18 protein-coding genes and 2 pseudogenes are annotated in these 24,810 nt (G+C 56.4%); 9 read left to right on the top strand and 11 right to left on the bottom strand.

What is annotated here, in order from left to right:
* Positions 1-132: 132 nt before the first annotated feature.
* Complete coding sequence (locus FIV03_RS28305; RefSeq protein ID WP_152512166.1) at positions 133-2,235, bottom strand: TonB-dependent receptor; 2,103 nt, start codon at positions 2,233-2,235, stop codon at positions 133-135.
* A gap of 372 nt (positions 2,236-2,607) precedes the next feature.
* Between FIV03_RS28305 and FIV03_RS28300 the strand changes: the two genes are divergently transcribed.
* Positions 2,608-3,402: an IclR family transcriptional regulator gene (locus FIV03_RS28300; protein WP_152512165.1), complete on the top strand. Its 795-nt coding sequence runs from the start codon at positions 2,608-2,610 to the stop codon at positions 3,400-3,402.
* A 2,184-nt stretch (positions 3,403-5,586) separates the two neighbouring features.
* Here the strand turns inward: FIV03_RS28300 and FIV03_RS28295 are convergent.
* Positions 5,587-7,155: an MFS transporter gene (locus FIV03_RS28295; protein WP_152512469.1), complete on the bottom strand. Its 1,569-nt coding sequence runs from the start codon at positions 7,153-7,155 to the stop codon at positions 5,587-5,589.
* 331 nt (positions 7,156-7,486) lie between these two features.
* On the opposite strand from FIV03_RS28295, the gene FIV03_RS28290 reads away from it, so the two are divergent.
* Complete coding sequence (locus FIV03_RS28290) at positions 7,487-8,065, top strand: transcriptional regulator (RefSeq protein ID WP_353622192.1); 579 nt, start codon at positions 7,487-7,489, stop codon at positions 8,063-8,065.
* Between the two features lie 33 nt (positions 8,066-8,098).
* On the opposite strand, the gene FIV03_RS28285 is transcribed toward FIV03_RS28290, so the two are convergent.
* On the bottom strand, positions 8,099-9,280 hold the full coding sequence (locus tag FIV03_RS28285) for a tyrosine-type recombinase/integrase (RefSeq protein WP_152512164.1): 1,182 nt from the start codon (positions 9,278-9,280) through the stop codon (positions 8,099-8,101).
* 267 nt (positions 9,281-9,547) lie between these two features.
* Here FIV03_RS28285 and FIV03_RS28280 point away from each other — a divergent pair, with 267 nt between their 5' ends.
* Positions 9,548-10,699, top strand: a complete 1,152-nt coding sequence (locus FIV03_RS28280; RefSeq protein WP_286202335.1) for an RHE_PE00001 family protein — start codon at positions 9,548-9,550, stop codon at positions 10,697-10,699.
* Between the two features lie 95 nt (positions 10,700-10,794).
* Here the strand turns inward: FIV03_RS28280 and FIV03_RS28275 are convergent, their stop codons facing one another.
* From FIV03_RS28275 to FIV03_RS28240, 8 genes and pseudogenes are all read right to left on the bottom strand, one after another.
* Positions 10,795-11,037, bottom strand: coding sequence for a WGR domain-containing protein (locus FIV03_RS28275; protein WP_055661600.1), 243 nt, complete (start codon positions 11,035-11,037; stop codon positions 10,795-10,797).
* 217 nt (positions 11,038-11,254) lie between these two features.
* Positions 11,255-11,425: pseudogene (locus FIV03_RS28270) on the bottom strand (fumarylacetoacetate hydrolase family protein); the annotation flags it as partial.
* A gap of 66 nt (positions 11,426-11,491) precedes the next feature.
* Positions 11,492-12,295, bottom strand: coding sequence for a BtpA/SgcQ family protein (locus FIV03_RS28265; protein WP_152512161.1), 804 nt, complete (start codon positions 12,293-12,295; stop codon positions 11,492-11,494).
* A gap of 62 nt (positions 12,296-12,357) precedes the next feature.
* Positions 12,358-13,233: a sugar ABC transporter permease gene (locus FIV03_RS28260; protein WP_286202334.1), complete on the bottom strand. Its 876-nt coding sequence runs from the start codon at positions 13,231-13,233 to the stop codon at positions 12,358-12,360.
* A gap of 68 nt (positions 13,234-13,301) precedes the next feature.
* Positions 13,302-14,573, bottom strand: coding sequence for an extracellular solute-binding protein (locus FIV03_RS28255; RefSeq protein WP_023000261.1), 1,272 nt, complete (start codon positions 14,571-14,573; stop codon positions 13,302-13,304).
* 42 nt (positions 14,574-14,615) lie between these two features.
* A complete protein-coding gene (locus tag FIV03_RS28250) occupies positions 14,616-15,416 on the bottom strand; it encodes a carbohydrate ABC transporter permease (RefSeq protein ID WP_152512160.1) in 801 nt (266 codons plus the stop codon).
* A 1-nt stretch (position 15,417) separates the two neighbouring features.
* Positions 15,418-16,518, bottom strand: coding sequence for an ABC transporter ATP-binding protein (locus FIV03_RS28245; protein WP_152512159.1), 1,101 nt, complete (start codon positions 16,516-16,518; stop codon positions 15,418-15,420).
* A 56-nt stretch (positions 16,519-16,574) separates the two neighbouring features.
* On the bottom strand, positions 16,575-17,375 hold the full coding sequence (locus FIV03_RS28240; protein WP_152512158.1) for an SDR family NAD(P)-dependent oxidoreductase: 801 nt from the start codon (positions 17,373-17,375) through the stop codon (positions 16,575-16,577).
* A 138-nt stretch (positions 17,376-17,513) separates the two neighbouring features.
* Here FIV03_RS28240 and FIV03_RS28235 point away from each other — a divergent pair, with 138 nt between their 5' ends.
* From FIV03_RS28235 to FIV03_RS28210, 6 genes and pseudogenes are all read left to right on the top strand, one after another.
* Complete coding sequence (locus FIV03_RS28235) at positions 17,514-18,350, top strand: DeoR/GlpR family DNA-binding transcription regulator (RefSeq protein WP_023000265.1); 837 nt, start codon at positions 17,514-17,516, stop codon at positions 18,348-18,350.
* A 16-nt stretch (positions 18,351-18,366) separates the two neighbouring features.
* Positions 18,367-19,851 (top strand): FGGY-family carbohydrate kinase, encoded by a 1,485-nt coding sequence (locus FIV03_RS28230; protein ID WP_152512157.1) that lies wholly within the window; start codon positions 18,367-18,369, stop codon positions 19,849-19,851.
* Entirely contained in the window at positions 19,848-20,480 is a 633-nt protein-coding gene (locus tag FIV03_RS28225; protein ID WP_023000267.1) for an HAD family phosphatase, read from the top strand. The genes FIV03_RS28230 and FIV03_RS28225 overlap by 4 nt, the downstream gene beginning before the upstream one ends.
* Positions 20,481-21,342: 862 nt before the next feature.
* Positions 21,343-22,043, top strand: a pseudogene (locus FIV03_RS28220) (IS6 family transposase).
* A 355-nt stretch (positions 22,044-22,398) separates the two neighbouring features.
* The gene (locus FIV03_RS28215) at positions 22,399-23,148 is read left to right on the top strand and encodes a GntR family transcriptional regulator (protein ID WP_152512156.1); all 750 of its coding nucleotides are present in this window, start codon (positions 22,399-22,401) and stop codon (positions 23,146-23,148) included.
* 7 nt (positions 23,149-23,155) lie between these two features.
* On the top strand, positions 23,156-24,772 hold the full coding sequence (locus FIV03_RS28210) for an arylsulfatase (RefSeq protein ID WP_152512155.1): 1,617 nt from the start codon (positions 23,156-23,158) through the stop codon (positions 24,770-24,772).
* Positions 24,773-24,810: the final 38 nt, after the last annotated feature.

The following is a 24,810-nucleotide window of genomic DNA, read 5'->3' as shown; positions in this document are numbered from 1 at the left end:
CCTCGCCTCTCGCTCGGAAAATCGATTCGCGCCAGGCTGATATTTAGACGGCTAATTTTCTCAAGCAATCAATGTTCTGCCGGCGGCTGGGGAAGCCCGTGCCGCCGGCAGAATTGTGTCGTGGAGCCTGATTTAGAACGTTGCCTTCGCACCAATGCCGAACATGCGCGGTGCCGTCATGGTGGCGAAGGAAGCAACTCCCGGCCGGTTCTCGAGATAGGTCGGAACACGCTCGTCGAAGATATTGTTCACGTAGCCATAGAGCTGGAAATGATCGTGAACCTGGTAGGTCGCCCGTGCATTCGCGATTGTATAGGGATCGACCTGGAAAGCAGGCGTGTTGAGATCGTCCGAAAAGTACCCGTCGAAATGCTCGACATTTGCCGAGAGGGTCAGGTTTTCCAGCACGCTCCAGTCCACACCAAAGCCCAGCATATAGCCCGGCGCCTTGCCGAATTCATTGCCTTCGACCGACGGCAGCGTGTCAAATTCGGAGATTTCGCTCTGAAGCACACCGGCATTGGCATTCACACGCAGATTGTCCAGGACCTGGTAGCTCATCGCCACTTCAAGACCATAAGCGTGGGCCCGTTCTGCGTTCAACGTGAGGAGCTGAGTCACACTGCTGCCAGGCAACACCGTTTGGAAGTAACGCTGGGAGTCGTGATAGTCGGTGTAGAACAGGTTTGCGGACACAAACAGTTTGTCGTCCAGAAGATTGGCACGGCCGAAAATTTCGTAGTTCCAGGACGTCTCCGCCTTGAACGGCAGGGCTTGTCCGTTCAGGAAGTCGAAGGCGACACCACCTGGATTGAAACCCCGATTGACAAGGCCGCCTACGGTAACGTCCGGCGTGATGTTGTAGGCGAGCGCAATCTTCGGCAGAAGCGCGTTGAAGGTCTCGTCGTAATCGAAATCCACGGGCCTGGGCGCAACCGTCGACGACAGGCCCGTACGCTTGATCCGGTCGCTCTCGAACCTCAGACCGCCTGTCAGGGTCCAGGCATCGCTGATCCGGTAATCGATCTCGGTGAATACACCCAGATTGGTCTTGGAATCCTCGAAATCCGGCGAACCATTGAAAGGCAAAAGCAGGGTTTCGTCTGACTGTGTATGAGCTGCATAAAGGCCGGCAACACCACTGAAGGTGCTGTCTTGCGTTCCGAAATTCACCAGGGTTTCGTTCGACCAGTTCTGCTGGTCGATGGTCGCATCGCCGTTGCCGACGGTTTCGACGCTCCGCTTCACTTCCAGATCGGTGTATTGGGTGACGTTGCTGACGACAATTCCGTTTTCGAACTCATAGGAAAGGTCGGCGATCCCGGTGTGTGAACGGGAATAGAAGCTCGGCACGTTTGCCTGGCTGTTTTCAAGCCGGTCGTAGGGCTGGACTGTCGCAGCTTCATATGTCGGCTGATTGTTCTGAGCGGTCGCATAGGTGAGCTTTGCCGTCAGACCCGGAATGGCGTCCGGTGTATAGAGCAACTTAGCCCGTCCATTGAAGGACATGATATCGAGGTTGGTCTCGTCATCCGTGAAGCTTGAATTGATGTAGTCGATGAACGTGTCGCGGCCGTAGTAGTCCAGCGCGACACGGGCGGCGAGCTGGCTGCTCAGCGGTCCGCTTAGCATGCCCGACACACGGTGAGTGTTGTAGCTGCCGTATTCAGCCTGCAGCGCACCTTCCGGCGTGAACGTGGGATCCTTGGTCTTGACGATGATCGCACCGGCGATGCTGTTCGCACCTTGAGACGTTGTCTGTGGGCCCCGGAACACTTCGATCTGGTCCACATCCCAGATCGATGTCGCACCGAACACAGTTTCGAAATAGGTCTGGTAGTGTCCGTCTATGTTGATGGACGCCCGAGGAACGGTACCTGAATAAAACGCGACCGCGCCAGTGTTTGGCCCTTGCGTATCCTGCCCGCGGATAATGGGCGCAACGCCTGCCGTGCCGGGATAGTAGACGTTGGGAACGTCCTGAATGGCACTCTGGACATTCTCCTCATCCGGCCGTGTCGCCAGATCCTCCCCCGTTATGATTTCGACCGAGCTGGCCGTCTCCTGAAGGCTGCGCGAAATCTTCTCGCCGCTCACGAGAATCGTATCGAGGACAGTTACGTCTGCAGCAGTTCCGGTTCCTGCATCTTGAGCCCATGCGATGCTGGTAACCATCTGTGAAACGGTGAACACGGCGGTGCTGCCAAGCATCGTCGCAATACGAGTCGGTTTCATCTCTTGATCCTGATGACTTTGTGACTGCGCGAGCTGGAAAAGCCTTGCCCACGAGCGGTTGGGGAGAGACGACCCTGTCACCGGTTGCGGCTCATGCTTGCCCCAGCCGCCGGTGACCGGATCAACTGAATTTCACTATACAGAACTCGTTACACATTTCAACATGAGTATAAAACTCATAAATAAATGTGGCGAACTGGCAACACCTTCAGTCAACAAACTGAAATTCAACGGAAAATCTGCTGCATTCGCGATTGAACTTGCAACGGTTGCCAAATACCCTGTCGGTGAGACGGGAGGGGTGTGCGTTGTCGAAATATTCAGATTGGTTGCACGACGAATCCAGGCATCAGCCGATTAAGGTGCCAGGCAATGAGTGAAAACGCAGATGGTGAAATGACCGGGCAATCACCCAAACGCTCCGGCAACATTCAATCCGTTTCCATTGCCACGCGATTTTTGAACATCCTGGCCAATGGCTCCGAAGCCATGGCTCTTGGCGTCATCGCCAAACAGGCCGGCACCGGCAGCCCGACTGCACACCGATACCTTCAAAGCCTGGTGAAGGAGGGGCTCGTCATGCAAGACCCCCAGACCGGGCACTACGATCTTGGCCCAACCGCGCTGAGTATCGGCATTGGCGCCTTGAAACGCGTAAACCCTGTAGAGATCGCGGCAAGGCACACGAAGCAACTCGCCAGTGGGTACGCCGCAAGCGCGGGCATTGCCATCTGGACCGAGCGTGGCCCAACAGTCGTGCGCTGGTATCGCAGCGCACTTTTTTCGATCAGCTCCGTCGGGCTTGGTGACGTCCTGCCGGTCGACAATTCCGCGTGCGGTCTGGTCTTCCAGGCATTCCTTCCCGAAAGCCAGATCAACGTTGCCAGGAAATTACAGCCACCTCATTTCCGAGGCAAACCACCCTCGCGCAAGATCCTCGAGACCGTTCGCGCCGAGTGCTGGGCCGAACTGACCGACCACCTGCTGCCAGGTATTACGGGACAGGCTGTACCGGTGTTTGATGCACAGCAGGAGATTGCCTGCGTGATGACAACAGTCACAAATCTTGGCCTCATGCACAAGCCCGAGGACAGAAAGGCTCTATTTGACTGTGCCCGGCAAGCTGCCCGGGAAACTGGTGGCCTGGATGCGTTCACGGGTTTGTAAGCCCCCTCCCCTCTCCGAGCACCCGCAATACAGCAGGCGTGCAAAAAGGCTATTAGCCGGAACGGGTCCAGCCAGAAGGCCAGCGACCATCTAACGACCCGCCAGGCGCTCGCCGCCCCATCAACCAAAAAAGCCTCGGGATTGAGGACAGGCCCTGACATCTGGTGCCCAGCCCTCACAGGTCGCCCACCCAGTTTTTTGTTGCGCATTTTAGCCACAAGGACCGCAGGACTTTTTCGCCTGGAACCCTTGCATTACAAACCATGATCATCGCCGGACAATCGCCAAAATTGGCGTCTGGTTCTTCGCGCCTCTACGAACACTCGGCACGGCACCGCCCCCAATATAGCAATTGCTATAATTTCCAGCGAAGCGACTTTTGTCGCCGAGGGGTCACAACCTACACCCGGAAAAATCAGCTGATATAGCAATTGCTATATTCACAACGTTTTGCCCATGGCAGTGCCTGAAACGTTTACTAACGTTATGAGGCGTCGGCGACTGTGAACCTGAAACTTCCGAAAATTCTGAACAGGCATCACATTGCAGATGGCCATTTAAATCCCCCAGGCCTTGGACAATCCGTAGACAGCACTTTCAAAGAAATACCGCTCAGCTTCCTGAGAGCATTCTCAGAACCAGAACATCGCGCCATCCAACGCTAAAAAAGAAGAGATCAGAAAACACCTCAAATCGGACAAGGTATCGAAAAAAAATTGCTCCCTGACACAACGAGTTCCGGTTCGCACGGGCTGTCGAGATATTCGTTCTTTGAAGCGAGTCAGGACAAAACGGAGCGGGCAGGCAGGTGACACCGAACGAAGAAAGTAGCGAGACCTCTGGTTGGAGACGCAAGCCTCCGCTTCTCACAATGCGTCCAGCCGAAACTAACGGAACATCTGCTCCTCCAGCGCCACCCCGTCTAACGTCTCCTCCACCAATGAGTGCTAAGCAACACCTTCCGCAAACCACGTGACAATACAGAGCTCAATCATTCGGCGGCTTCAATTCAAGGCTAAACGACGAGCCGCCTGTATGACAGCAACCGGACGCCGAACCGGAGATCATTAGACCAACGAAAACTACGTAGCACTTGAAGAAAACGTCTTCACGCCAAGAAGCGCATCGCATTAGGGGAGGGCGCTATAGCCACAGAACCAACCTTACTGCGCTAAAGGTCGTTTCACGCAACTAGCAAAACCGAAAAAGCCATCAATTAACTGGGCTCGATTGCGACCTCTTCCATTTCGAACAAATGCATGCTTTCAGACTGGAAACCAATGCACCGTCAACATCAGCGAAGTCTACGCCAACGCTCCCTTGTTGGCTTCATATTGCTCAACCCGCGTTGGTCAAACCTTCTTCCACGCCGCAACCAAACATAAGCCTCCTGATTGCTGCCTCAAACAGCCGCCCCCATTGGGAATGAAATCCTGAATTGAGTGGAGCAAACGCTAAGTGGACAAAGTTGCCCCGCGAATAAGGGCTGCCAAATCGATGCCCTGCAAACTCTGGCTGATGAAATTGCGCAGCCAGTCAGACAGGAACAGGACGACATTCGTTCATAAAGATGATTGCAGACTTGATGACATCGACCAAACCAGCCGGCCCTTGGACCAGAATCCAACCGATCACCATGAGAGGCACTACGCGCGATGAAGCCCACCAATCATTACATTCAATGATCATGCCGCGCTGAAAAACATTGGGAAATTGCGCGGCAGTCCCGAGCAACGCAAAACGCCGGCCCCAAGAACGACCTCTTTGCAGATGGATCCTGCCAAAGTCAGCACAACACGATATGGATGCACCTTGACCATGGCAACAACCTCTCGTCGCTTGTACGCCGCAAGGGAGTATGAGACTTTATTAACTGTTTTTTAAGGAGTTCAACTCGACTGATGGATCAGCTAATGATTGAGGAGAAGTGATCCGGACGGGCCACAATCAAGACCTGCCCGGATCTCCCTCATGAGCTTCCTTCGCGTTGAACAACACCCCAACATCCTTGTAGAACGTGCGCGGAAAAGACTTGCGGGGCCAGACAGGAAGCCGCGTAGGAGACCTTTACGACGGCTTTCATCGATTGCGGGGTGAGGGCGGATTCAGTGGTTGGCCGACAGATCTCTCTTCAGCAAATCAAAACTGCTCACTGAAGAGATAAATTAGAACGGCCATGCCCACCTAAGCGTCTCTTTGCGAACTTATGTTTCGCAAAGTCACAGTCGCGAGAACCGCCAGAACGATGACCACGACAGCGCTAACAAGCGACGCAACCCCGAGACCTTCAACGAAACTGGATTTTGCCTGCTCAATCAGACCCGGTGGTAGTTCTGAGGCATTCGACATTGCAGCCCATAGGCTGTCATTTACGGCGTCACGTATTTTCGCTGGTAGGTCCAAGGGCGCGAGGGACGCAATGTCTTGCCGATAGACGACGGCAGACACACTGCCCAGAATGGCAATGCCCAATGAAACGCCAAGATCCTGTACGGTTTCCGACATCGCAGATGCCGACCCTGACTTCTCGGCTGGTGCAGAACCAACCACAAGATCGGTTCCAAGTGCGGCAATGGTACCAAGACCAAGATAAGCCAATGAAAATCCGGCAATAACCAAAAATAGCTCGTTAGAGCCGCCATCAAGCTGACTTAGCAAAAAGTATCCAAACGCTGACAACACCAGCGCAGCAGCGACAACAAAGCCAGGCCGGACACGTCGCGCTATCAGAGGCGCACCAATGCCCGCAATTATCATGGCAAGCGCCGGGGGCCCCATCCAAAGACCTGCAACCACAGGAGAGTAGCCCTTGACCAACTGCAGGTACTGCGTGACCAAAAGCATCGTCCCACCGACAGCTACCAAGCCAAAAAGCAAAATGACCAAGGCAATAGAAAAGGCCTTGCTTGCGAATAGACTCAGATCAAGCAACGGATCTTCCAGTCGCTGTTGACGCCGGATAAACAGCACAGCAAACAATATTCCTACTGCCACCGCCCCCAATTCGTCCGGCCCGACGCCAATCTTGGCGATTTGCTTAACCCCATAAACAGCAGGAAACAGCGCAGCGAGCAATAGGGCCACACTGGTCAAATCAATAGGTCCGCTACTCGACGCACGGTTCTCAGGCAAGAGAAAAGGAGAGAGAATCAACAACAAGACAACGACAGGAACAGCAATCAGGAATGCCGCACCCCACCAGAAAAAAGTCAGCATTACTCCGCCGACAATTGGACCTAGAGCCATGCCAAGTGCAAACATCGTCGTCCAGATACCGAAACCAAGCATCCGTTGACGTGGTTCGACAAAAAGATCGCCAATCAAAGCAAGCGTAGAGGGCATGAGCGTAGCAGCTGAAATCCCCAACGCCGCACGCGCAGCGATCAGAAACCCGGCCGTAGGTGCAAAGGCGGCTGCCACCGAGGCGATAGCAAACACGGCCGCACCAATCATCAATAGCTTACGACGTCCGATGCGGTCGCCAAGTGTACCCATTGTAATCAGGAACCCGGCGATCATAAAACCATAGGAATCCATAATCCAAAGAGCCTGGGTGCTGGAAGCCTGCAAATCCGAGGCAAGCACGGGCAAGGCGAGGTGCAACAAAGTTAAATCCAGTCCGAGAAGCGCTGTTGGCAAGGCCAATAGTGTCAGACCCAGCCATTCACGTGGCCCCGCAACCGCCGCAGAACTGTTAGTCAGCTGCGGTGCTGAGCGATCCTCAACAGGACAGGTTTCGCTATGAGATGTCATGATGCCTCCTTGATAGAGGCCGAAAATCAGACCAAGCTTACCCTGATACAAGATTGCATTTTATCCTATTACAAAAGGTAATGGCATGCCCGCTCAGCGCTTTATACGTACCAAGGAAGACCTATCGAATTTCCTTATCCACCACCGGGCGAAGCTCTCTCCTGCGCGCGTTGGCTTGCCCACCACAGAACGTCGTCGAACACCCGGACTACGCAGAGAGGAAGTTGCGCAACTGGCAGGAGTTGGTCTCACCTAGTACACTTGGTTCGAGCAGGGACGAGACATTAAAGTCTCAGAGAGCTTCCTACTGAACATTGCGAAAGCACTGAGGTTGGACGACGCTGATTGTAGCCGTCTTTTCCTATTGGCCCATGGTCGTCCACCGCCACCAGAAGCGTATCAGTGGGTCACTGTTTCACCTGCAATTCAGCAACTGCTGGATGATCTGGTCACGCGGCCTGCCTACGTTCTGAACATGAGATGGGATGTTATTGCCTGGAACCAGGCAGCGAACAGGTTATTCGGCTTTTCGCGGTTCGAAGCCAATTTTCGAAATCTGATGCGACTTGTATTCGTCGATTCCGGGATGCGAGAGCGTATGCCCGACTGGAAACAGGAGGCGCCAAAACTACTTGCACAGTTCCGCAGCGATCTGGTTGTCGCCCCTGACGATCCAAGCATAATATCCCTGATTGAAGATTTGAAAGCACTGTCTCCGGACTTTCGCCGGGGGATGGAGCAGGCGATGTTGGCTGGATACAGCAGAGCGATAAGCGCCGTTCTTGACGATCAAGGGAATCGATTGGACTTCACTCATGAAGCACTACTGGTCGATGAGCATCGGCACCTGAGGATGATCGTCTGCTTTCAAAAGTTGAAAGCCGAAGGACAATCAGATCAATTGCTGTGAGCGGAAAATCGAACATTCTACTCCGCTCCGGTATCACCCCAACAATCTGGCAGACCGCCGTCTGCTGCGCCCGGCATCGCTGTAATAGCTGGACGCCTGGGCGAGGGACCTGTGCCGGGACTGCAGCATGGCATCCTGGATCGGAATGTCCCTGTTGGCCGCTTCCGTCAGAAAGCCTGAGCGCAAGCCATGCGCGGAAAAGTCCTGCGGGTCCAGTCCGGCAAGTGCACAGCGTTTCTTGACAATGGCATTCACCGATTGCGGGGTAAGGGCGCGGGTTTTCAGGTTGCCCCACTGATCGATCGCGCGGAAGACGGCCCCTTCCTGAATCCGGGCCGCTTCCAGCCAGGCCTTCAGCGCATAGACACTCCGTCCGATCAAAAGAACCGAATTGTCGTCCGAAGATTCTTCCGTCTTGGTGCGCCCCAGCCGCAAGCTGGCGGCAGGCAGCAGATCGCTCTCCGGGTCACTCGGATCCAGAGGCAAAAACGCCTCCCAGGTGATCTGACCAAACCGCATTCCGGACAACTCGGAGCGCCGGCGGCCACCGGAGGCAAACCCGACCAGCAGCAAGGCCCTGTCGCGAATGTCCATCAGGCTTGGTGCGGCGTAATCCGTGCCGTTACATGTCGCGAGCAGCAGCTCGAGACAATCGGCCGTGATGGCTTTGCGGCTTTTCCGCGCCCGCGGCCGGTCGGCCACACGGGACGCAAGTCGCATGGCCGAGCGCACGTCCGGATCCGAGAAGTGTCCCTGCAGGGAACGCCAGCGATGCAGCGTCGACCAGGAGGCAAGGCGCCGCTGCACAGTCGCCGGTGCATGCGGGGGCCGTAGGCCCGCCGTATTTTTCGCGCTGCGGAGCAATCCTTGCGCCTCAAGCTGCCTCGCAATGTCTTCAGGCATCCCGTGACCGGGATCAGACATCTTCTTGTCCGAATCCCACAGGTGATGGGCGATGAACTTGAGAATGAGCGGCGCCGGTGCGGGCCAGGGCAGGGGGCTTCCGGTTGCCGCCAGGCACCAGCCTTCCAGATAGGAAAAATCGGAGGTCAGAGCTCGCAGCGAATTCTCGCCCATGCCTTCCCTGGCAAGGTGGCGCAGGGTGTCGATGTCCTCATCGGTCAGAAGCCGGGCCAGCTGCTCCGCCCGGTCTGAACCGGCAAGGGCCGGCAGAATGGCGGACAACGTGTCGAGGGTTTCTATCTTGTCGCGCATTGCCTGGTCCGCGGTCTCGTTCCGTGCAGCCTCGTTCCGTGCGGACTGCGACAAGAGACGGGAAGCGGGGAGGGGGCTTTCGGGCATGGCTGACAGGCTTTTGCGGGTGGGGAACAGGGGCCAATGTCTAGCATGAGGACGCTGAAAAGTCTAACTATCGATAAGCTATAATTATCACTGTTTATAATCCTGAGTTGACAGATATCCATGTGATGATACTTTTTTGCTTGTTGATTATCGTTAATGAAATATTATCAGCCGATGTCAATGAGTTACGATCTCCGCAAGTCCCTGAAATCACTGGATTGGCTCGATCTGGCCGACCCGCTCGATCGCGCCGGCCGGTCCCTGACCCGAGCCGACGAGAGATTGCGACGGACACCAGCGCTGGAAGACGGCGTGCGCAGCCGGTCTCACCTGTTTGACACCTGTGCCTCCATGGCCCTCGATGGAGACCTTGTTCATCTCGAGGACCTTGTCCTGCACGACGCGGGCACCGACAGACGCGCGCCCACCCACGAGTTGACCCGGGCCGCCAGGTTCCTGGCGCTCCGCAGACGGGTCGACCGGCAAACCCCGGACACTGTCTTGAGCCGCGACGGTCTTCTGACACTTGTGGGCCGGCCCTCAGATGACGCCGAGTTCGAGACAACGACGATCAGAAGCTCGGGAGAGGGGAGGGGACGTGCCGCTTCACCCTCGGTGCAACAGGACACTGCCGACACGGAAAAAAATCTTTTTGCCGAGATCGACGCCGTTCTGGAACGCTCCAGACACCTGGCGCAGGGAACCGTCCCGGAAAGACCTGTCTCTTCCCGCCAAACCGGAGACATACCTTCCGCGCACTTCTCTCGGTTTACCGAACGGGGCGATCGACTGGACGACTGGCTGAATATCAAAAAGGAAGCTGAAGCCCTGAAATTGCCGCCGGTTCTGTCGGCTGTCCTTTTGCTTGATGCATGGCAGGTGCTGCAGCCGCTGGACGGATGGCCGGAACTTGGCCGCCTGCTGTCGGCGGTCTTCCTGAAAGCGCAGGTGACCACGTCTCATTTGCCGAGCCTGTCAGCGGGATTGCGAAAGTCGCCTTTTCGCTGGCGCCGCAAGGACACGTTCCAGGTCCGTATCGCCGGCCTCCTGTCCGGTTTTGAAAAAGCCGCCCAGGAAACCATGGATCAGCTGGACCGGCTCTCGATTGCCCAGGAGCAATTGGCACGTCATTGCCAGTCTTGCCGAAGCCACTCCAGGCTGCCGGAGTTTGCCCGGATGTTCCTGTCCCGGCCCCTGGTGACCATTCCCATGGCTCGCCAGGACCTGGGTGTCACCGCCGCCGCGGTCGACCGCATGATCCGTCAACTCGGCCCCGCGCTTCCCCGCGAGCTTACAGGCCGAGACAGATACAGGGCCTGGGGTATCTTGTGACGTTTGCCTAAGTGACCTGTCAGAGGAAGATCCCATGGAACATGGGGGCAGGGATTAGGGATTAGGGATTAGGGATCAGGCACAACGCCACAGTCTCATTCCGGGCGATACCCGCGCCTGTGCTTTTGTGCCGCCAGCTTCTGCTGATGCGCCAGAGCCGATGACACATCCGCAAACAGATCAAGCCGCGTTCGCCCCCAGGTGCCCAGGCGTCCCCATGTCCGGCGAACGGCAAATCCGCCGAACAGGGTGGGCTCAACCGACAGGTGGTAGAACCGGTTCATGTTCCGGCCCGGGTCCACGCGCTTGAGGAGAAGGAGATCGTCATCTGGTTCCATGACCGCAGTGTCGAAGATCTCCGAACAGCGGTCCAATGAATGATTGGAATCGATGCGAAGGAACGGATTCAAATGGATGATGTGTGGCGGGGAAGAACAGTGCCAAAGGCGGAGGCTTCTCAGCCACAGTCGGACGGCGTCCAACATGCCTTAATCTGGCCAAGGGTGACACCTCAACAGGATTGCCCCTGGCAAGACTTGATAGGCGGCCGGTCAATCAAGTCGGCTGGGAGACAACGGTTTGTCGCTGTGTCCCAAGGCCGGAGATGCTTAGATCGACAACGTCACCAAGCTTGAGAAACTGCGGCGGCTCGAGCCCAAGGCCTACGCCCTCCGGCGTTCCAGTGGCAATGACATCAACGGGCATCAGACGCATGAAATTGGCAATGCCGATTCTTTTACTAGGTAAGAAAAAGCGACCGGATGGGGGCGGAGCCCCCATCCCATCAAACGCTCAGGCGCGGGTGGCCTTCACAATGTCCATAAACTCGCGCGCACGCGTAGCATCAACCGCATTCCAGGTGTGTCCGTCAACTTTCAGCGACGATCCCACGATGCAACCATCGGCGATCTTAAGGATATCGGCTACTGTTGCATGCTTGACGCCCGTGTTAGCTAGCACTGGTGTTTCAGGAAGCATTTTTTTTACCGCTTCAAGATCATTCATCCTAGCAGCCTCGCCTGTGATCGCGCCCGAGACCAACACTGCGTCGGGAATGGAAGAGAACACAGCAGATCGCGCGCGGTCCGGTAGCGGGCGGGTGTCGAGTGAATGGGCGAATTCAGCCGAAACGTTGTTCAGGATCACCAGGTCCTTGCGATCGAGCCGGCGCGCTTCGCGCAGTGCCCGACCGGCGTTCGGTGTCCACGGCCCCATGTCTGAGGCGTAGGTTCCGGTAAAGATCTCGCGGACGAACGAGGCTCCTGTCGCCGCGGCCAGAGCAACAGTCGCGTCTGGATCCCAAAGTACGTTGACGCCATAGGGCTTGCGGATCTTTTCGCGCAAGCGTCCGATCACGAAAGCCATCGAAGCAGTGGTAGCGACATTCACGGCAAGTTCGTACGGGCGATCATTCTCGTTGCCGAACATCACGGCATCGACATCTGCGGCCTGGAGCGCTTCCAGATCCCTGAGCGCAGCCTGATAAATTCCCTCGATGCCTGCATCGGCATCGTAAAGAGGTGTACCGGGCATTGGGTTGAGGTGAACCATCGCGATAACGGGTTTGACACCCGGGAAAAGCGACCCGAATTTCATGGCAAGTCTCTCCTTTGTCCCCGCCTGGTGCGGGATTCGTTTGAAGCCAAATGGAAGCAATCTCAGGTCTTTCTGCGTTCGAGCAGAAAGAAGAAGACCACTGTGATGAGAAGAACAATCAGGAGCAGCACGAAGGCGGCTGCGCTGCCTTCGTTCAAGGCAAGGCCCTGGAAGGCGCGTTTGTAGGCAAAGAAGGACAACAGCTCGGTCGAGACACCAGGGCCACCCTTGGTCAGGATGTAGATCAAGTCGTACGTCCGGAATTCGTTGATCAGCTGAATGACCACCGCGATCATCGCGACCGGCCGCAGGAGCGGCAGGGTGATGTACCAGAATTGCTGCAGTGGGCCTGCGCCATCAACCTCGGCCGCTTCATAAGGATCCTTTGGCAGCGAAGCCAGTCCGGCAGACAGCAACAGGATCACGAAGGAGGTCTGTTGCCAGATGTCGATAAAGATCATCGTCTTTAGTGCCAGATCCGAATCGCCGAGCCAGTCGATTATCGGCAGGCCAAGCCCCGCCAGGGTCTGATTGACAATCCCCAGATTGGGCTGCAACAGCATTCGCCAGATCAGCGCGACGGCGACTGGTGACATTGCCATCGGCAGGGTAAGCACTGCGAAATAGACACCGCGCATCACGATTACCTGTCGAAGCATAAGCGCGATCGCCAGCCCGACAACGAACTCACCCATCACCGTGGCAACCGAATAGCGCAGGGTTATGCCGAGGGAGTTCCAGAACAGCGGTTCGGACATGATCGACAGGAAATTTCCGAATCCGGTTATGTTCAGCTCGGGACGAACAAGCGTCATGGACGAGAGAGAGATAGCCGCGGCATACAGCACCGGCAGGCCCATGACGACGCTCAGCATCGTCAGACCCGGGCCGGCGAAGCCCCAGCCCGCGCGCATCATTTCGGTTGTTCTCGTGCTCATCAAGTGTCTTTCGGTCAGCAGGAAACGGGAGGCAGGCACGGGTTCGCCGCCTGCCTCCTTGACGTGCGTTACTTGTTCATCAGATCAGTAAGACCAGAGGCAGCCGCCTGAAGCGCCTCAGTAACGGTGGTGTCTCCGCTGGCAGCCAGGGAAACCTGAGTTCCCAGAGTGTCCTCGTATTGCGCCGAGTACGTGAAGATCGGGAAGGACTTTGCGCTTTCAACCACGGCCATGGCGTCCTTGTAGAACGGGTATTTCGCCAGCACTTCCGGATTGGTGTAGACATCCGCGCGCACCGGAGCATGGCCTTCCAGTGCCCGCGCGACCGCAATCTCCTTGCTCTGGACCCAGGTAATGAACGTCCAGGCAGCGTCCTTTTCTTCCTGCGGGACATTCTTGGCAATGCCCCAGCCCCAGCCGCCACTTTCACCGTGCCCCCCCGGCATGACCGAGAGCGCCACCTTGCCTGCAACATTCGGGCAGCTTTCCGCGTTGTCGATCTGCGGCAGCATCCACCAGTAGGTGACCATCGAGAACGCTTCGCCCGAACACATCAGCCGCATCGTGTCATCGAGCGTGGCTGACAGGGCGCCGGTCTGTGCAGCGTTTTTGATCGCATCGACGTAATGGTTCAGAGCCGTTTCGCCAGCTTCGGACGCAAGCACGACATTGCCGTCGGAATCGAGGTAACTGCCGCCCGCGGAGAACAGGTAATTGGAGAATTCCATTGCGTTCGGGTCACCTTTTTGACCCTGCATCGCGGCGCCGTTGACGTTGCCCTGCGCCTTCATGAATTTGGCAATCCGCACATATTCCTCGAGCGTCTTGGGGGCTTCCAGCTCCTGACTGGTTTCGGACTTGTAGGCCGACTTCAACTCCGGGTCGCTCAACAGGTCGGTGCGATAGATCAGACCCATCGAATAATTGTACATGGGCACCAACGGCATGAAGTCTTCGCGATTTCCCAGAAGATCCATGGTCGAGGGAATGAAGGCCGCCATGTCGAACCCGGATTTCTCGGCATAGGGCTTGAGATCTTCAAGCCATCCCGCTGCCGGGAACTCGCCCGCCCAAAGGAAGTCAACTTCGAGCAGATTGTAGTCGCTCTCGCCACTGACCAGCTGGGCGACCAGCTTGTCGTGCATATCACCGTATCCGACCTTCTCGAACTCAACCTTGATGCCGGTCTCTTTCTCGAACTGAGGGAGCATCTTTTCGATGATCGACGTTTCCGGGACGTCTTCCATCAGCGCGCGCAGTGTCACACCGTCGGCAAGAGCCGTGCCGGCCCAAAGAGACGCCCCAAGGCCAAATGTCAGCGAATAAATAGTCTTTCTCATTTCGTAGTCCTCGTCTGTAAGGTTTGACTGTTTTTATTGTTGTTATTTCACCGACCCGAAGGAGAGCCCTTCGACCAGGTATTTCTGAATGAATTTGGCCGCGATCATCAGCGGCAGGATCGCAAGCGAAACGCCCGCTGCGACATTGGAGATCTGCACGCCATTCGAGGTTTGCAGACTTGCCAGAGCGACCGGAACGGTCGCGGTTTTCGACCCGCCCAGGATCAGGGCGAACAGAAACTCGTTCCACGACAGGATGAAACCGAGGACTGCCGCCGCCAAGATGCCGGGCGCTGCGACCGGCAGCACAACGCGCCAGAATGCTCCCCACCGGGTTGCCCCATCGGTCATCGCCGCGCCTTCAAGATCCTCGGGAACCGCTTCGAAGAAACCCATCAGAATCCAGGTGAGAAAAGGCAGATTGACGGCGGCGTAGACGATCGTCAGACCGGTCAGCGAATTGGTCAGGCCGAAGTTCCGAAACAGCATGAAGGTCGGCAGGGCGAGTGCGACCGGCGGCAGCATCTGGCTGGCAAGCGTCGCGAAACGTGCCAGCCGCCCGCCGGTGCGAAACCGCGCGAAGGCGTATCCTGTCATCGCAGCCAGCGGCATCGTGACGAGCACCGACAGGCTCGCAACAATCAGCGAATTCATGTAGTTGCGCCCAAAATTCTTTTCCGCGAACAGTGCACGGTAATTGTCGAGCGTCACCGACGGGAGGATTACCGAACTGTAGCTGTCTTGCGCGGGAACTAGCGATGTGCGGAGCACCCACAGGATGGGAAAAAGCACGATTGCGACCGCCAGGATCAGGCCGATATGCGATAGGATCCGCCTCCCCATCTCAGGCCTCCCTGCCGATTACATCGCCGCTTGCGGCGTCGAACAGATGCATGTGGCCGAGATCCGCATAAAGCGTGATGGTCTCACCGATCCGTGGCAGGAAGTGACGATCAACCCTAGCTGAAATGGACAGGCCCTCGGCCTCCACGACAATCAGGTTTTCAGGGCCCAGAGCCTCCAGCACCGTCACGGTTCCCTGGAAGGCTTGCGCGCCGGGTCTGGGTTGGGTCAGGATGTCCTCGGCCCGCAATCCGAACAAAAGCCCGGTCCCGGCGGCCGCCCGGTAGAGAGCCGCCTCCCGCTCGGGCAACGGCCCGGCAATGGGACCCGCGCTGAGTTCCACCCTCTCGCCCACGACGGTCAGGTGCGCCTCTATCAGGTTCATTGCCGGAGCGGCGAGGAACTGCGCCACGAAGGTGTTTCGCGGCCTGGCATAAACCTCAAGCGGCGCGCCCACCTGCTCGATCCGGCCGTCGCGCATGATGCAGATCCTGTCGCCCATCGTCATTGCTTCAACATGATCGTGGGTAACGAAAACCGTGGTCTTGCCGACACGTCTGTGAAGCTTCACCAGCTCCTGGCGCATTTCGCCGCGCAGCTTGGCGTCAAGGTTTGACAGCGGCTCATCCATCAGGAAGACATCCGGCTCACGCACGATCGCCCTTCCGAGCGCCACACGCTGCCGCTGACCTCCGGAAAGGGCCGTCGGCTTGCGATCCAGATAGGGCTGGAGGCCAAGCACCGATGCTGCCTGTACAATCCGCCGATCCTGCTCGTCCCTTGGCGTCTTGCGCATCTTCATGCCGAACCGCATGTTTTCGCGAACGCTCATATGCGGATAAAGCGCATAGGACTGAAACACCACCGCCACATTACGGTGGCGCGGCGCCAAACGTGTCACGTCCCGCCCGGCAATACTGATCTGTCCACCCGTCGTCTGCTCGAGACCGGCGATCATCCTCAATGTTGTGGACTTGCCGCAACCGGACGGACCGAGGAGCACCATGAACTCGCTTTCCTCGATGTCGAGAGAGACGTCCCTCACTCCGAAATTGCCGAGGCCATAATCTCTGCTGATCTTGTTGAGCTTGATCTCTGACACGTTGCGTCCCGTAAGGTAGAAGATATGACTTGGGTGACTATGCGCTGACCGCGGCGTTAGGTCATGTAAACGCCGCCAGTCACATTGATTGCCTGACCGGTCATGAAGCGCGCTGCATCCGAACAAAGAAAGACGACCACACCAGCGACGTCTTCAGGGGTTTCGATTCGTCCAAGGGGCGTTTGCGAGACATAGTCCTGCTGCACCTCTTCAGGTGACATGCCGCGCAGTTCGGCCTCCCAGGCTATCTCGCGTTCCTGCATCGACGTGCGCACGAAACCCGGGCAGACCGCATTCACGCGAATGCCTGAAGGCGCCAGTTCGCGCGCCAGTCCCTGCGTCCAGCCGACCACGGCAAATTTGCTGGCCGAATAGTGAGCGAGCAACGGCGCCCCGACCTTGGCAGCGAGCGAGGCGGTGTTCACGATTGTCCCGCACCCCCGGTCCAGGAAGTAACGGGCCGCAATCTGGTTGGTTAGAAACACGCCGCGCGCGTTTACATCCATGTTGAAGTCCCAGTCGCGATCAGTCAGGTCGACTGCGCGCCGCATGCTGGAGACACCTGCGTTGGCAATGCAAATGTCGATGTTGCCCATCGCTTCAAGCGCCGATGAAAATGCCTTCTCGACAGAAACCCGCTCGCTGACGTCAACCTGAACCGCATGGTGCCTCGCACCCAGACGCCTGGCCGCGGCCTCCGCCCTACCTATATCCAGATCTGCCACGGTCACCGTTATATCCTGGGCCGCAAGCGCCTGTGCGATCGCCCAGCCGATGCCGTTTGCAGCACCGGTGACAAAAGCGGATTTTCCTGCGAGCCCCGGATGCGCCTGGAGGGCTATTTGGTGTTCGTTCATGTTTCACTTCTCCAAAATTGATCAAAAGCAAACATACGTTCACGGATTTGACAAGAAAAATGTTTGATTTTGTTCGATTGAAATCTCATGTATGTTCTGATTTGATTGTTTTGTTGATTTTATGAAGAGACTGCCGAGATGACAGACACCACGATCCATCCGACGCAAGACCCATCGGTCAAACGGGGCCGGACACCTGCCCAGGCGCGGCTAGCGGCAATCCTCGATCGTCTCAATCAGGGCGGGTCGGTTTCTGTTGCCGAGATTGCCCAGGAATTCGGTGTTTCGGATATGACCGTTCGACGGGATCTTGCCGAACTGGAAGGACAGGGCTTGCTTGAACGCGTGCATGGCGGCGCCGTCAGCCTGCAGCACGGCCCCCTGACGGTGATCGATGATGTCGAACCTTTGTTCGATGCCCGCCGGCGCCTCAACAGCGATGCAAAATCCAGGATCGCGCACGCGGCTGCGCGGCTGGTGGCGGACAATCAGACGCTGGCATTCGATCTTGGAACGACCGTGCTAGCCGGCGCACGAGCGCTGATCTCTTCCGAGCCCGCACCGGGGCTGCGCATCTTCACCAACAGCTTGCGGGTGGCTCAACTGGCGGCCGCGGCGTCGGTGCCGACCTACGTCCCGGGGGGGCTGGTCCAGCCGGGAGAGCTGTCCGTAACCGGACAAGCCGCTGTTGAGAATTTCTCCCGCTATTACTTCGATGCGGCGCTAATAGGGGCGTCTGGACTGACCCCCGACGGAGTGTTCGATTATTCGCCTGAGGAAGCCGCGATGAAGTCGGTTTACATTCAACGTTCTTCCCGGCGCATCCTGATGGTCGACAGTTCGAAGTTCCGCCGTATCTCCACCGTTCGCGTGGCTGACCTGGCGCAAATCTCTATCCTGGTCACCGACGCCGCCCCGCCGCACGAACTGGCACAGGCGCTCGAAGAAGCCAACGTCTCGATCATGATCGCCTGACTTTCCGAGGATTCACATGTCACTTTTTCTGGGTCTCGATATCGGGACAACTTCAACTATTGGTCTGCTCATCGAGTTGCCGGACCGGATCCTCGCCAAGGCTTCGCGGCCGGTCGCCTTGCAGTCGGCCCATCCCGGCTGGGCGGAAGAGGACCCGGCGCAATGGTGGGCCAATTGCTGCGCGGTAATCCCAGAACTGCTGAAGATGTCCGGACGCAAGGCATCCGAGATCGCCGGCATCGGTGTGGCCGGAATGCTACCAGCAACGATCCTGCTGGACGAGAATGGCCAACCGCTGCGACCCTCAATCCAGCAAAGCGATGGCCGCGCCGGTGCCGAGGTCGAGGAGATGCGCCGGGAAATAGATGAGCCATCCTTTTTGACCGCTGCCGGAAATGGCGTAAACCAGCAGCTTGTCGGTGCCAAGATGCGCTGGTTGAAACGCCATGAACCCGAGGTGGTGAAAAGGGCCCAAACCCTGCTCGGCTCTTATGACTACATCAACTATTGCCTGACTGGTGTCGCCCGTGTCGAACAGAACTGGGCGCTTGAAGCCGGGATCGTGAATGTCGCGACCAACCGGATCGACCTCGATCAGGCTGCGATGACGGGGATCGATCCCGGCCTGCTGCCACCACTTGCGCTCTCGTCCGAGGTAATGGGCATCGTCACCGCCGAGGCAGCTATGGAAACAGGCCTTGCCGCTGGGACACCCGTTGTTGGTGGAGCGGCGGACATGATTGCCTCTTGTCTGGGAGCCGGGGTCGTCGCGAATGGCGATGTCCTGCTGAAGTTCGGCGGCGCGGTGGACATCCTGACCGCGACCGACAAGGCTTTCCCCGACAAGCGGTTGTTTCTCGACTACCATCTCGTGCCCGGGCTCTGGATGCCCAATGGCTGCATGTCCACCGGAGGATCGGTGCTCAATTGGTTTGTGGATACCTTTGCAGCCGGGATCGAGCCGCTCCACGGTTCACGCCATGCCGCTCTCGACGCATTGGCGGCGGACCGCCCGGCCGGAGCACTCGGGCTAACTTTCCTGCCCTACCTGCTTGGAGAGAAAACTCCCCTTCACGATCCATCTGCGCGCGGTGCACTGAACGGGCTGACCCTTTCGCACGATCTTGGTCATGTTTGGCGAGCCGTGCTTGAATCCTACGCTTATGCAATCCGTCATCACATCGAGACATTCAACGAGATTGGTTACGAGACCACACGCTTTTTCGTCTCCGACGGCGGAGCCTGCAGCGATGTCTGGATGGGTATCGTCGCGGATGTGCTGGACGTTCCCCTGCAACGGCTCGGCGGCCACCCCGGCTCATGCCTGGGGGCAGCCTGGACCGCGGCTGTAGGCTGCGGACGCGCTGACTGGACCGGTATTTCCGCCCTGACCGAGCGCGATGCGCTGATTTCGCCGAACCCGTCAAATCGTCAAATCTATGACAGTGGGTATGCTCGTTTCAGAAATCTGTACGAGCGACTGGAAGGAAGCTCCGCATGACTCTTCGTGCAATAGCCTGGGATATTGATGGAACCCTGATCGACAGCGAACCGTTGCATCACCGTGCCCTCGTGGCGGTCTGCTCCCGCTATGGTCTGGAAATCGATCCAGAGGATCAGAGCTTCATCGGCGTTCACATCGGCCATGTCTGGGACCAGCTGCGCCCACGATTTCCGGTCGCGGTAGAAGAGCAGCAGTGGCATGAACAGATCCGCAACTACTACGCCGACCACAGCGATAGCCTGGTCGCGATTTCAGGGGCGGTTGAAGCGATCAAGGCACTCGCCGCGGCCGGTGTTGCGCAGATTTGTGTTTCGAATTCAGACCGGGGGGTCGTCGATGTGAACCTTCGCAGTCTAGGGATCTCGGAGTTGCTGGTCGGGTCGATCAGCCTTGACGACGTGCCCGCCGGCAAGCCCGACCCTGCACCTTACCGGATGGCCGCCGAAGCACTGAACCTGCCGCCGCAGAACATTCTGGCCGTCGAGGATAGCGTCACGGGAATGCGATCGGCCCTTGCCGCCGGTCTGAAGGTTGCGCTGCTGGGAGAAGCTGCACCCGGCAATCCGCCAGATGCGCATTTTCATCCGGCTGCCGTCTCCGAGATTCCGGAGCTCTTGAAACGGTGAGGGCGGTATCCGTTCTCTCAAAAGACACGACTGTCGGCGTCAAGAAATCCGGGGAGCAGCCAAGCCGCGGTTGCTCTCATGATCCAGGAGGTATTGGCACGTTTTTCGTAGGTCACCGCGTTTTGGTTTTTTGCCTGCCTGATCGCTCGGCGGAGCGCGAATGAGGCGTATCGTGTCCAGCCGGTCTGAAGCCGAGAGCAAGACCCACAGGCGGTGGATCTTCGGTTCGTGTCAGGGCTCACCTAGCTTAGCCTGATAAGCGCCGCATTTAGAAGCACCTTGTCTTCTAGGTTCAGACAAACCTGGCGGGTGCAGCAGTGGGTAATTCACGAGCAATCCGGTTCAGCAAATTGAGGATAGACACCTTACCGACGACGATGCCCCGTACTGCCGTAAGATCTTTAGAACCTGCCGAACTCCACGCAAAGCGATGGTGAACTCAAACCGCGTCGTTTACGACCGTTCCAGGCAACTGAAAGCCTTTCACTCGGAGGCGACCAGCCGCCGATAAAATAGCCATGCACTTCAACTTCCGCGCCAACACAACAAGCTAAAATGGCTACACCCGGTTGCTTGTTTCTAAAGCGACTTCACCAGGATTGGGGGATATGTGAGGGGATAAAATCTGTTCAGCTTAGAAGTGGCACTATATTTCATTACAGTCGCTCCCATTCCTACCTCTCCCGCAACGCATGAGCTATCTGGTCGCGGATTGGTTTCACCAGGCAACTTTTTGGTGATGACTGCGAGATTGGCGCCGGTCACCGTGTCGTCCAGTCTGAACAAAAGATCCCCGGCTTCAACAACGTCACCGGGCTTGTCACGTTAACGACGAGGCAGGTGTTTGCGAGATAGGTTGGCTATGAAGACCGTAACTGCCAGCTACAAGCGCCACAGTTTCCCCTCCGAGATCATCGCACACGCCGTCTGGCTGTATGATCGGTTCCCACTGAAGCCCCGTCTGATCGAGGAAGTGCTGTTGGAGCCAGCATGTCGGTTTCCTAGGAAACGGTCCGACGCTGGGGCAGGAAGTTCGGCCCTGCCTATTCGCGTGACCTACACCGCAAGCAGCCACTCCCCAGTGATGTCTGGTCTCTTGATGAGATCCGCATCGTTATTACTGGCAAGAAACACTGGTTCTGGCGAGCCATCGATCTGGATCGATACGTGCTGGACGAAATCGTTCAAACTCGGCGCAATACCAAGGTCGCCAGGCGATTGCTAACCCGGCTTCTGAAGAAGCAGGCTATCGCGCTAAAACGGATGATCACCGACAAGTTGCGTTCTTATGGGGCCGCCGGGCGACAGACGATGCCCACCGTCGAACACCGCTCGCACAAGGGATTGAATAACCGTGCAGAGAATTCGCACGTGCCGCTGAGAAAACGGGAACGTTCAATGCAGGAATTTCGTTTAGCAGGAAGCCTGCAGCGTTTCATCTCGATCTTCTCCGCCGTCCGCAACCTTTTCGTCCCGCTTCGCTCACTTCGCTCCGCTCTTTGCATTCGCAGTCATCTCCTGCGTGCCATGGCCGAATGTAACGCTGTAACCATCGGCCGCTGACAACAGCGTCATAAATCCAATCGCGTCCCGATGTCGTGAACGTGACATCGCCGAAGAAGGAGATCGTTACCGGGCTCCACGATCTCATTCTCGAGGATCCCGAACAGCGGTCCAATGAATGATTGGAATCAGAGCGTGGGAACGGATTCACGAGGGTGATTGGTGCCGAACATGATCCAGAAGGCCAGCTAACGCCCCAACTCTTGCAGAACCGGGGCTGTCCACAAATGGCAATACCCCGGCGTCCTCTCAGGACGTGTGCTTTCAGTTAGCCGGTCAAAAAAACATGTTGCCACAAGCAAGAAAAGTTACTACAAATGCGCAACAATGATCAAAAGTAGTAACTTTTAAAGCTATGCAATATACAAGCGACGAGCCACTACATGCTCAAATTAGAGAACTGATCCGACGTCAGGCAATCGCCGGCGAAATAGTGGATACAGACGGACGTCTGATGACTGAGGCTGAGCTGATAAGCCACTTTGGCGTTAGTCGAGTCACAATTCGCAACGCTATTGCTCCACTAGTGGCGGAAGGTTTGTTCGATCGTACGAGGGGGAAGGGGACATTCCTGAGAAACAACAGCTCGGAGCGATGGGTAGGGCGCCTGCTCGGCTATCAAGAGCTGCTGGAAGAGGCCGGGTTCCAACCAGGCGCTAAAATCACACATCAAGGAATGGTTGAGTGTCCGGATGTATCAGTTCAACAAGCCTTGGGTGAGCGCGTTGTATGGCAACTTCGACGTGTTCGGTATGCGGACGATAACCCGGTAGCTATTGAGCATGCTTTCTATCCACCCGATGTTGGTCTGAAACTTCAACAAAAAGATCTCACAACGATCCGTATGTATGAAGTGTTTGAGCTTGATTTTGGGATAACAATCAAGGAAGGAACGCAGACTATTGGGGCCTGCATTTCAAATGAAGTAGAAAAAAACGATCTACGTCTTCAAAAACCAACAGCACTAGTTTCCATGGAACGAGCAACTATTGCTGATGATGGGCGTGCCGTCGAATTTCTTCGTTCAGTTTATCAACCCGAAAAATTTCAATTCACCATAAACCTTACTCGCGGCAATAGCAGTCAGAGCAACACTAGGGGATAAGCCTGCAATGAAACGGCCCAACATTATTGTCATTCTAAACGACGACATGGGTTTTTCCGATATCGGCTGCTATGGCGGAGAGATCGATACGCCTAATCTGGACTGTCTCGCCCTGAAGGGCCTGCGGTATTCCCAGTTCTATAACACAGCGCGGTGTAGCCCATCTAGAGCTTCCCTGCTGACAGGCCTTCATCCGCATCAGACCGGCATTGGTATACTCACCTATTCAACCGGGCCTGAGGGTTATGTTGGTAACCTAACAGAGAATTGTGTCACAATTCCAGAAGTTCTGAAGTCCGCCGAATACCGCACCTACATGAGTGGGAAATGGCATGTTTCTTCGAACTTAAAAGAGCCTAACGGCACGTGGCCAACTGAGCGCGGCTTTGACGAATTTTATGGCACAGTCATCGGGGCTGGAAGTTTCTACCTCCCAAACACTTTAACGCGTGGCTGTGAAAACATAGAGCAGGAAGCGATCGACGACCCAGAATTTTTCTACACCGATGCAATCTCCAACCAAGCGGCCGCTTACATTAAGACTCATTGTGAGCAGCATCCGGAAGAGCCATTCTTCATGTACGTCGCTTATACAGCACCTCATTGGCCGTTGCACGCGCACGAAAAAGATATCGAGAAGTACCGGGGCCGATTTGACGAAGGCTGGGATTTACTGCGCGAACAAAGACTTGCTCGTCTCGTTAATGCAGGTTTGATCGATGCATCCTGGCAGTTGACGGATCGCGATCCGTCCCAGCCTCCGTTCAAGGAAGCTAACGAAAAAGCTTGGTTGACTCGGCTTATGGAGGTCTATGCAGCCCAGATCGACCGTATGGACCAAGGAATCGGCGAGATACTTACAGCGCTCGAAGAAGCAGGCCAGTATGAAGATACAATGATCGTGTTTTTGTCAGACAACGGCGGCTGTGCTGAGGACATACCGAAGGATGTGGAACCGCGGCAATTAGTCGAAGAATTAATGATCGCCCAATATCAGACACGAGATGGCCGGCCTGTAAAGATCGGGAACGACCCGAGTATCATGCCTGGCGGTGAGGATACCTACCAAAGCTACGGTACGGCCTGGGCGAACCTCTCCAATACACCATTCCGCCTTTATAAGCACTGGGTTCATGAAGGTGGAATTTCAACACCGTTGATTATCCATTGGCCAAATGGAATTCAGCAGGCTGGGATCCGACATGTTCCCGGACAGCTTCCTGATCTGATGGCAACTATTTTAGAAGTGTCCGGAGCGAGTTATCCAAAGAGCAGACGCGGTCACGCTATTCCACCGTGTGAAGGGATCAGCCTGGTTCAGTCCTTTCAAGCAGACTGCGATCGCGAAAACCCTCTTTTTTGGGAGCATGAAGGCAACGCCGCAATACGTCACGGCAAGTGGAAACTTGTGCGCAAATATCCAGACTCTTGGGAACTCTACGATATGGATGCAGACCGGACCGAAATGCACAATTTGGCTGGCCAGAACGAAAACTTGGTAGCGGAAATGGCTGCACGTTACCAGGCTTGGGCAGACCGCTGTGGTGTTATTCCAAGAGAAAAAATTCTCGAATTTCTGCATGAAAGCAATGAAGCAGCTTTCTGGGAGGAAGAAGGCTCCTGAAACAGGGCCACATCATCAGTGAACTTAGGGAGGAATAG

Source organism: Labrenzia sp. THAF187b, assembly GCF_009363375.1.
GTDB classification, from domain to species: Bacteria; Pseudomonadota; Alphaproteobacteria; order Rhizobiales; family Stappiaceae; genus Roseibium; species Roseibium algicola.
Note: the sequence above shows the minus strand (reverse complement) of the source record. Positions and strands in the feature narration are given on the sequence as shown.

Excerpts from the sequence above, each read along its gene's own strand:
- FIV03_RS28265 (WP_152512161.1), bottom strand. The coding sequence starts at position 12,295 with ATGAAATTCGGGTCGCTTTTCCCGGGTGTCAAACCCGTTATCGCGATG.
- FIV03_RS28230 (WP_152512157.1), top strand. The coding sequence starts at position 18,367 with ATGTCACTTTTTCTGGGTCTCGATATCGGGACAACTTCAACTATTGGT.
- FIV03_RS28295 (WP_152512469.1), bottom strand. The coding sequence starts at position 7,155 with ATGACATCTCATAGCGAAACCTGTCCTGTTGAGGATCGCTCAGCACCG.
- FIV03_RS28210 (WP_152512155.1), top strand. The coding sequence starts at position 23,156 with ATGAAACGGCCCAACATTATTGTCATTCTAAACGACGACATGGGTTTT.
- FIV03_RS28260 (WP_286202334.1), bottom strand. The coding sequence starts at position 13,233 with ATGAGCACGAGAACAACCGAAATGATGCGCGCGGGCTGGGGCTTCGCC.
- FIV03_RS28240 (WP_152512158.1), bottom strand. The coding sequence starts at position 17,375 with ATGAACGAACACCAAATAGCCCTCCAGGCGCATCCGGGGCTCGCAGGA.
- FIV03_RS28305 (WP_152512166.1), bottom strand. The coding sequence starts at position 2,235 with ATGAAACCGACTCGTATTGCGACGATGCTTGGCAGCACCGCCGTGTTC.
- FIV03_RS28275 (WP_055661600.1), bottom strand. The coding sequence starts at position 11,037 with ATGGAACCAGATGACGATCTCCTTCTCCTCAAGCGCGTGGACCCGGGC.
- FIV03_RS28285 (WP_152512164.1), bottom strand. The coding sequence starts at position 9,280 with ATGCGCGACAAGATAGAAACCCTCGACACGTTGTCCGCCATTCTGCCG.
- FIV03_RS28235 (WP_023000265.1), top strand. The coding sequence starts at position 17,514 with ATGACAGACACCACGATCCATCCGACGCAAGACCCATCGGTCAAACGG.
- FIV03_RS28215 (WP_152512156.1), top strand. The coding sequence starts at position 22,399 with ATGCAATATACAAGCGACGAGCCACTACATGCTCAAATTAGAGAACTG.
- FIV03_RS28255 (WP_023000261.1), bottom strand. The coding sequence starts at position 14,573 with ATGAGAAAGACTATTTATTCGCTGACATTTGGCCTTGGGGCGTCTCTT.
- FIV03_RS28300 (WP_152512165.1), top strand. The coding sequence starts at position 2,608 with ATGAGTGAAAACGCAGATGGTGAAATGACCGGGCAATCACCCAAACGC.
- FIV03_RS28250 (WP_152512160.1), bottom strand. The coding sequence starts at position 15,416 with ATGGGGAGGCGGATCCTATCGCATATCGGCCTGATCCTGGCGGTCGCA.
- FIV03_RS28225 (WP_023000267.1), top strand. The coding sequence starts at position 19,848 with ATGACTCTTCGTGCAATAGCCTGGGATATTGATGGAACCCTGATCGAC.
- FIV03_RS28280 (WP_286202335.1), top strand. The coding sequence starts at position 9,548 with ATGAGTTACGATCTCCGCAAGTCCCTGAAATCACTGGATTGGCTCGAT.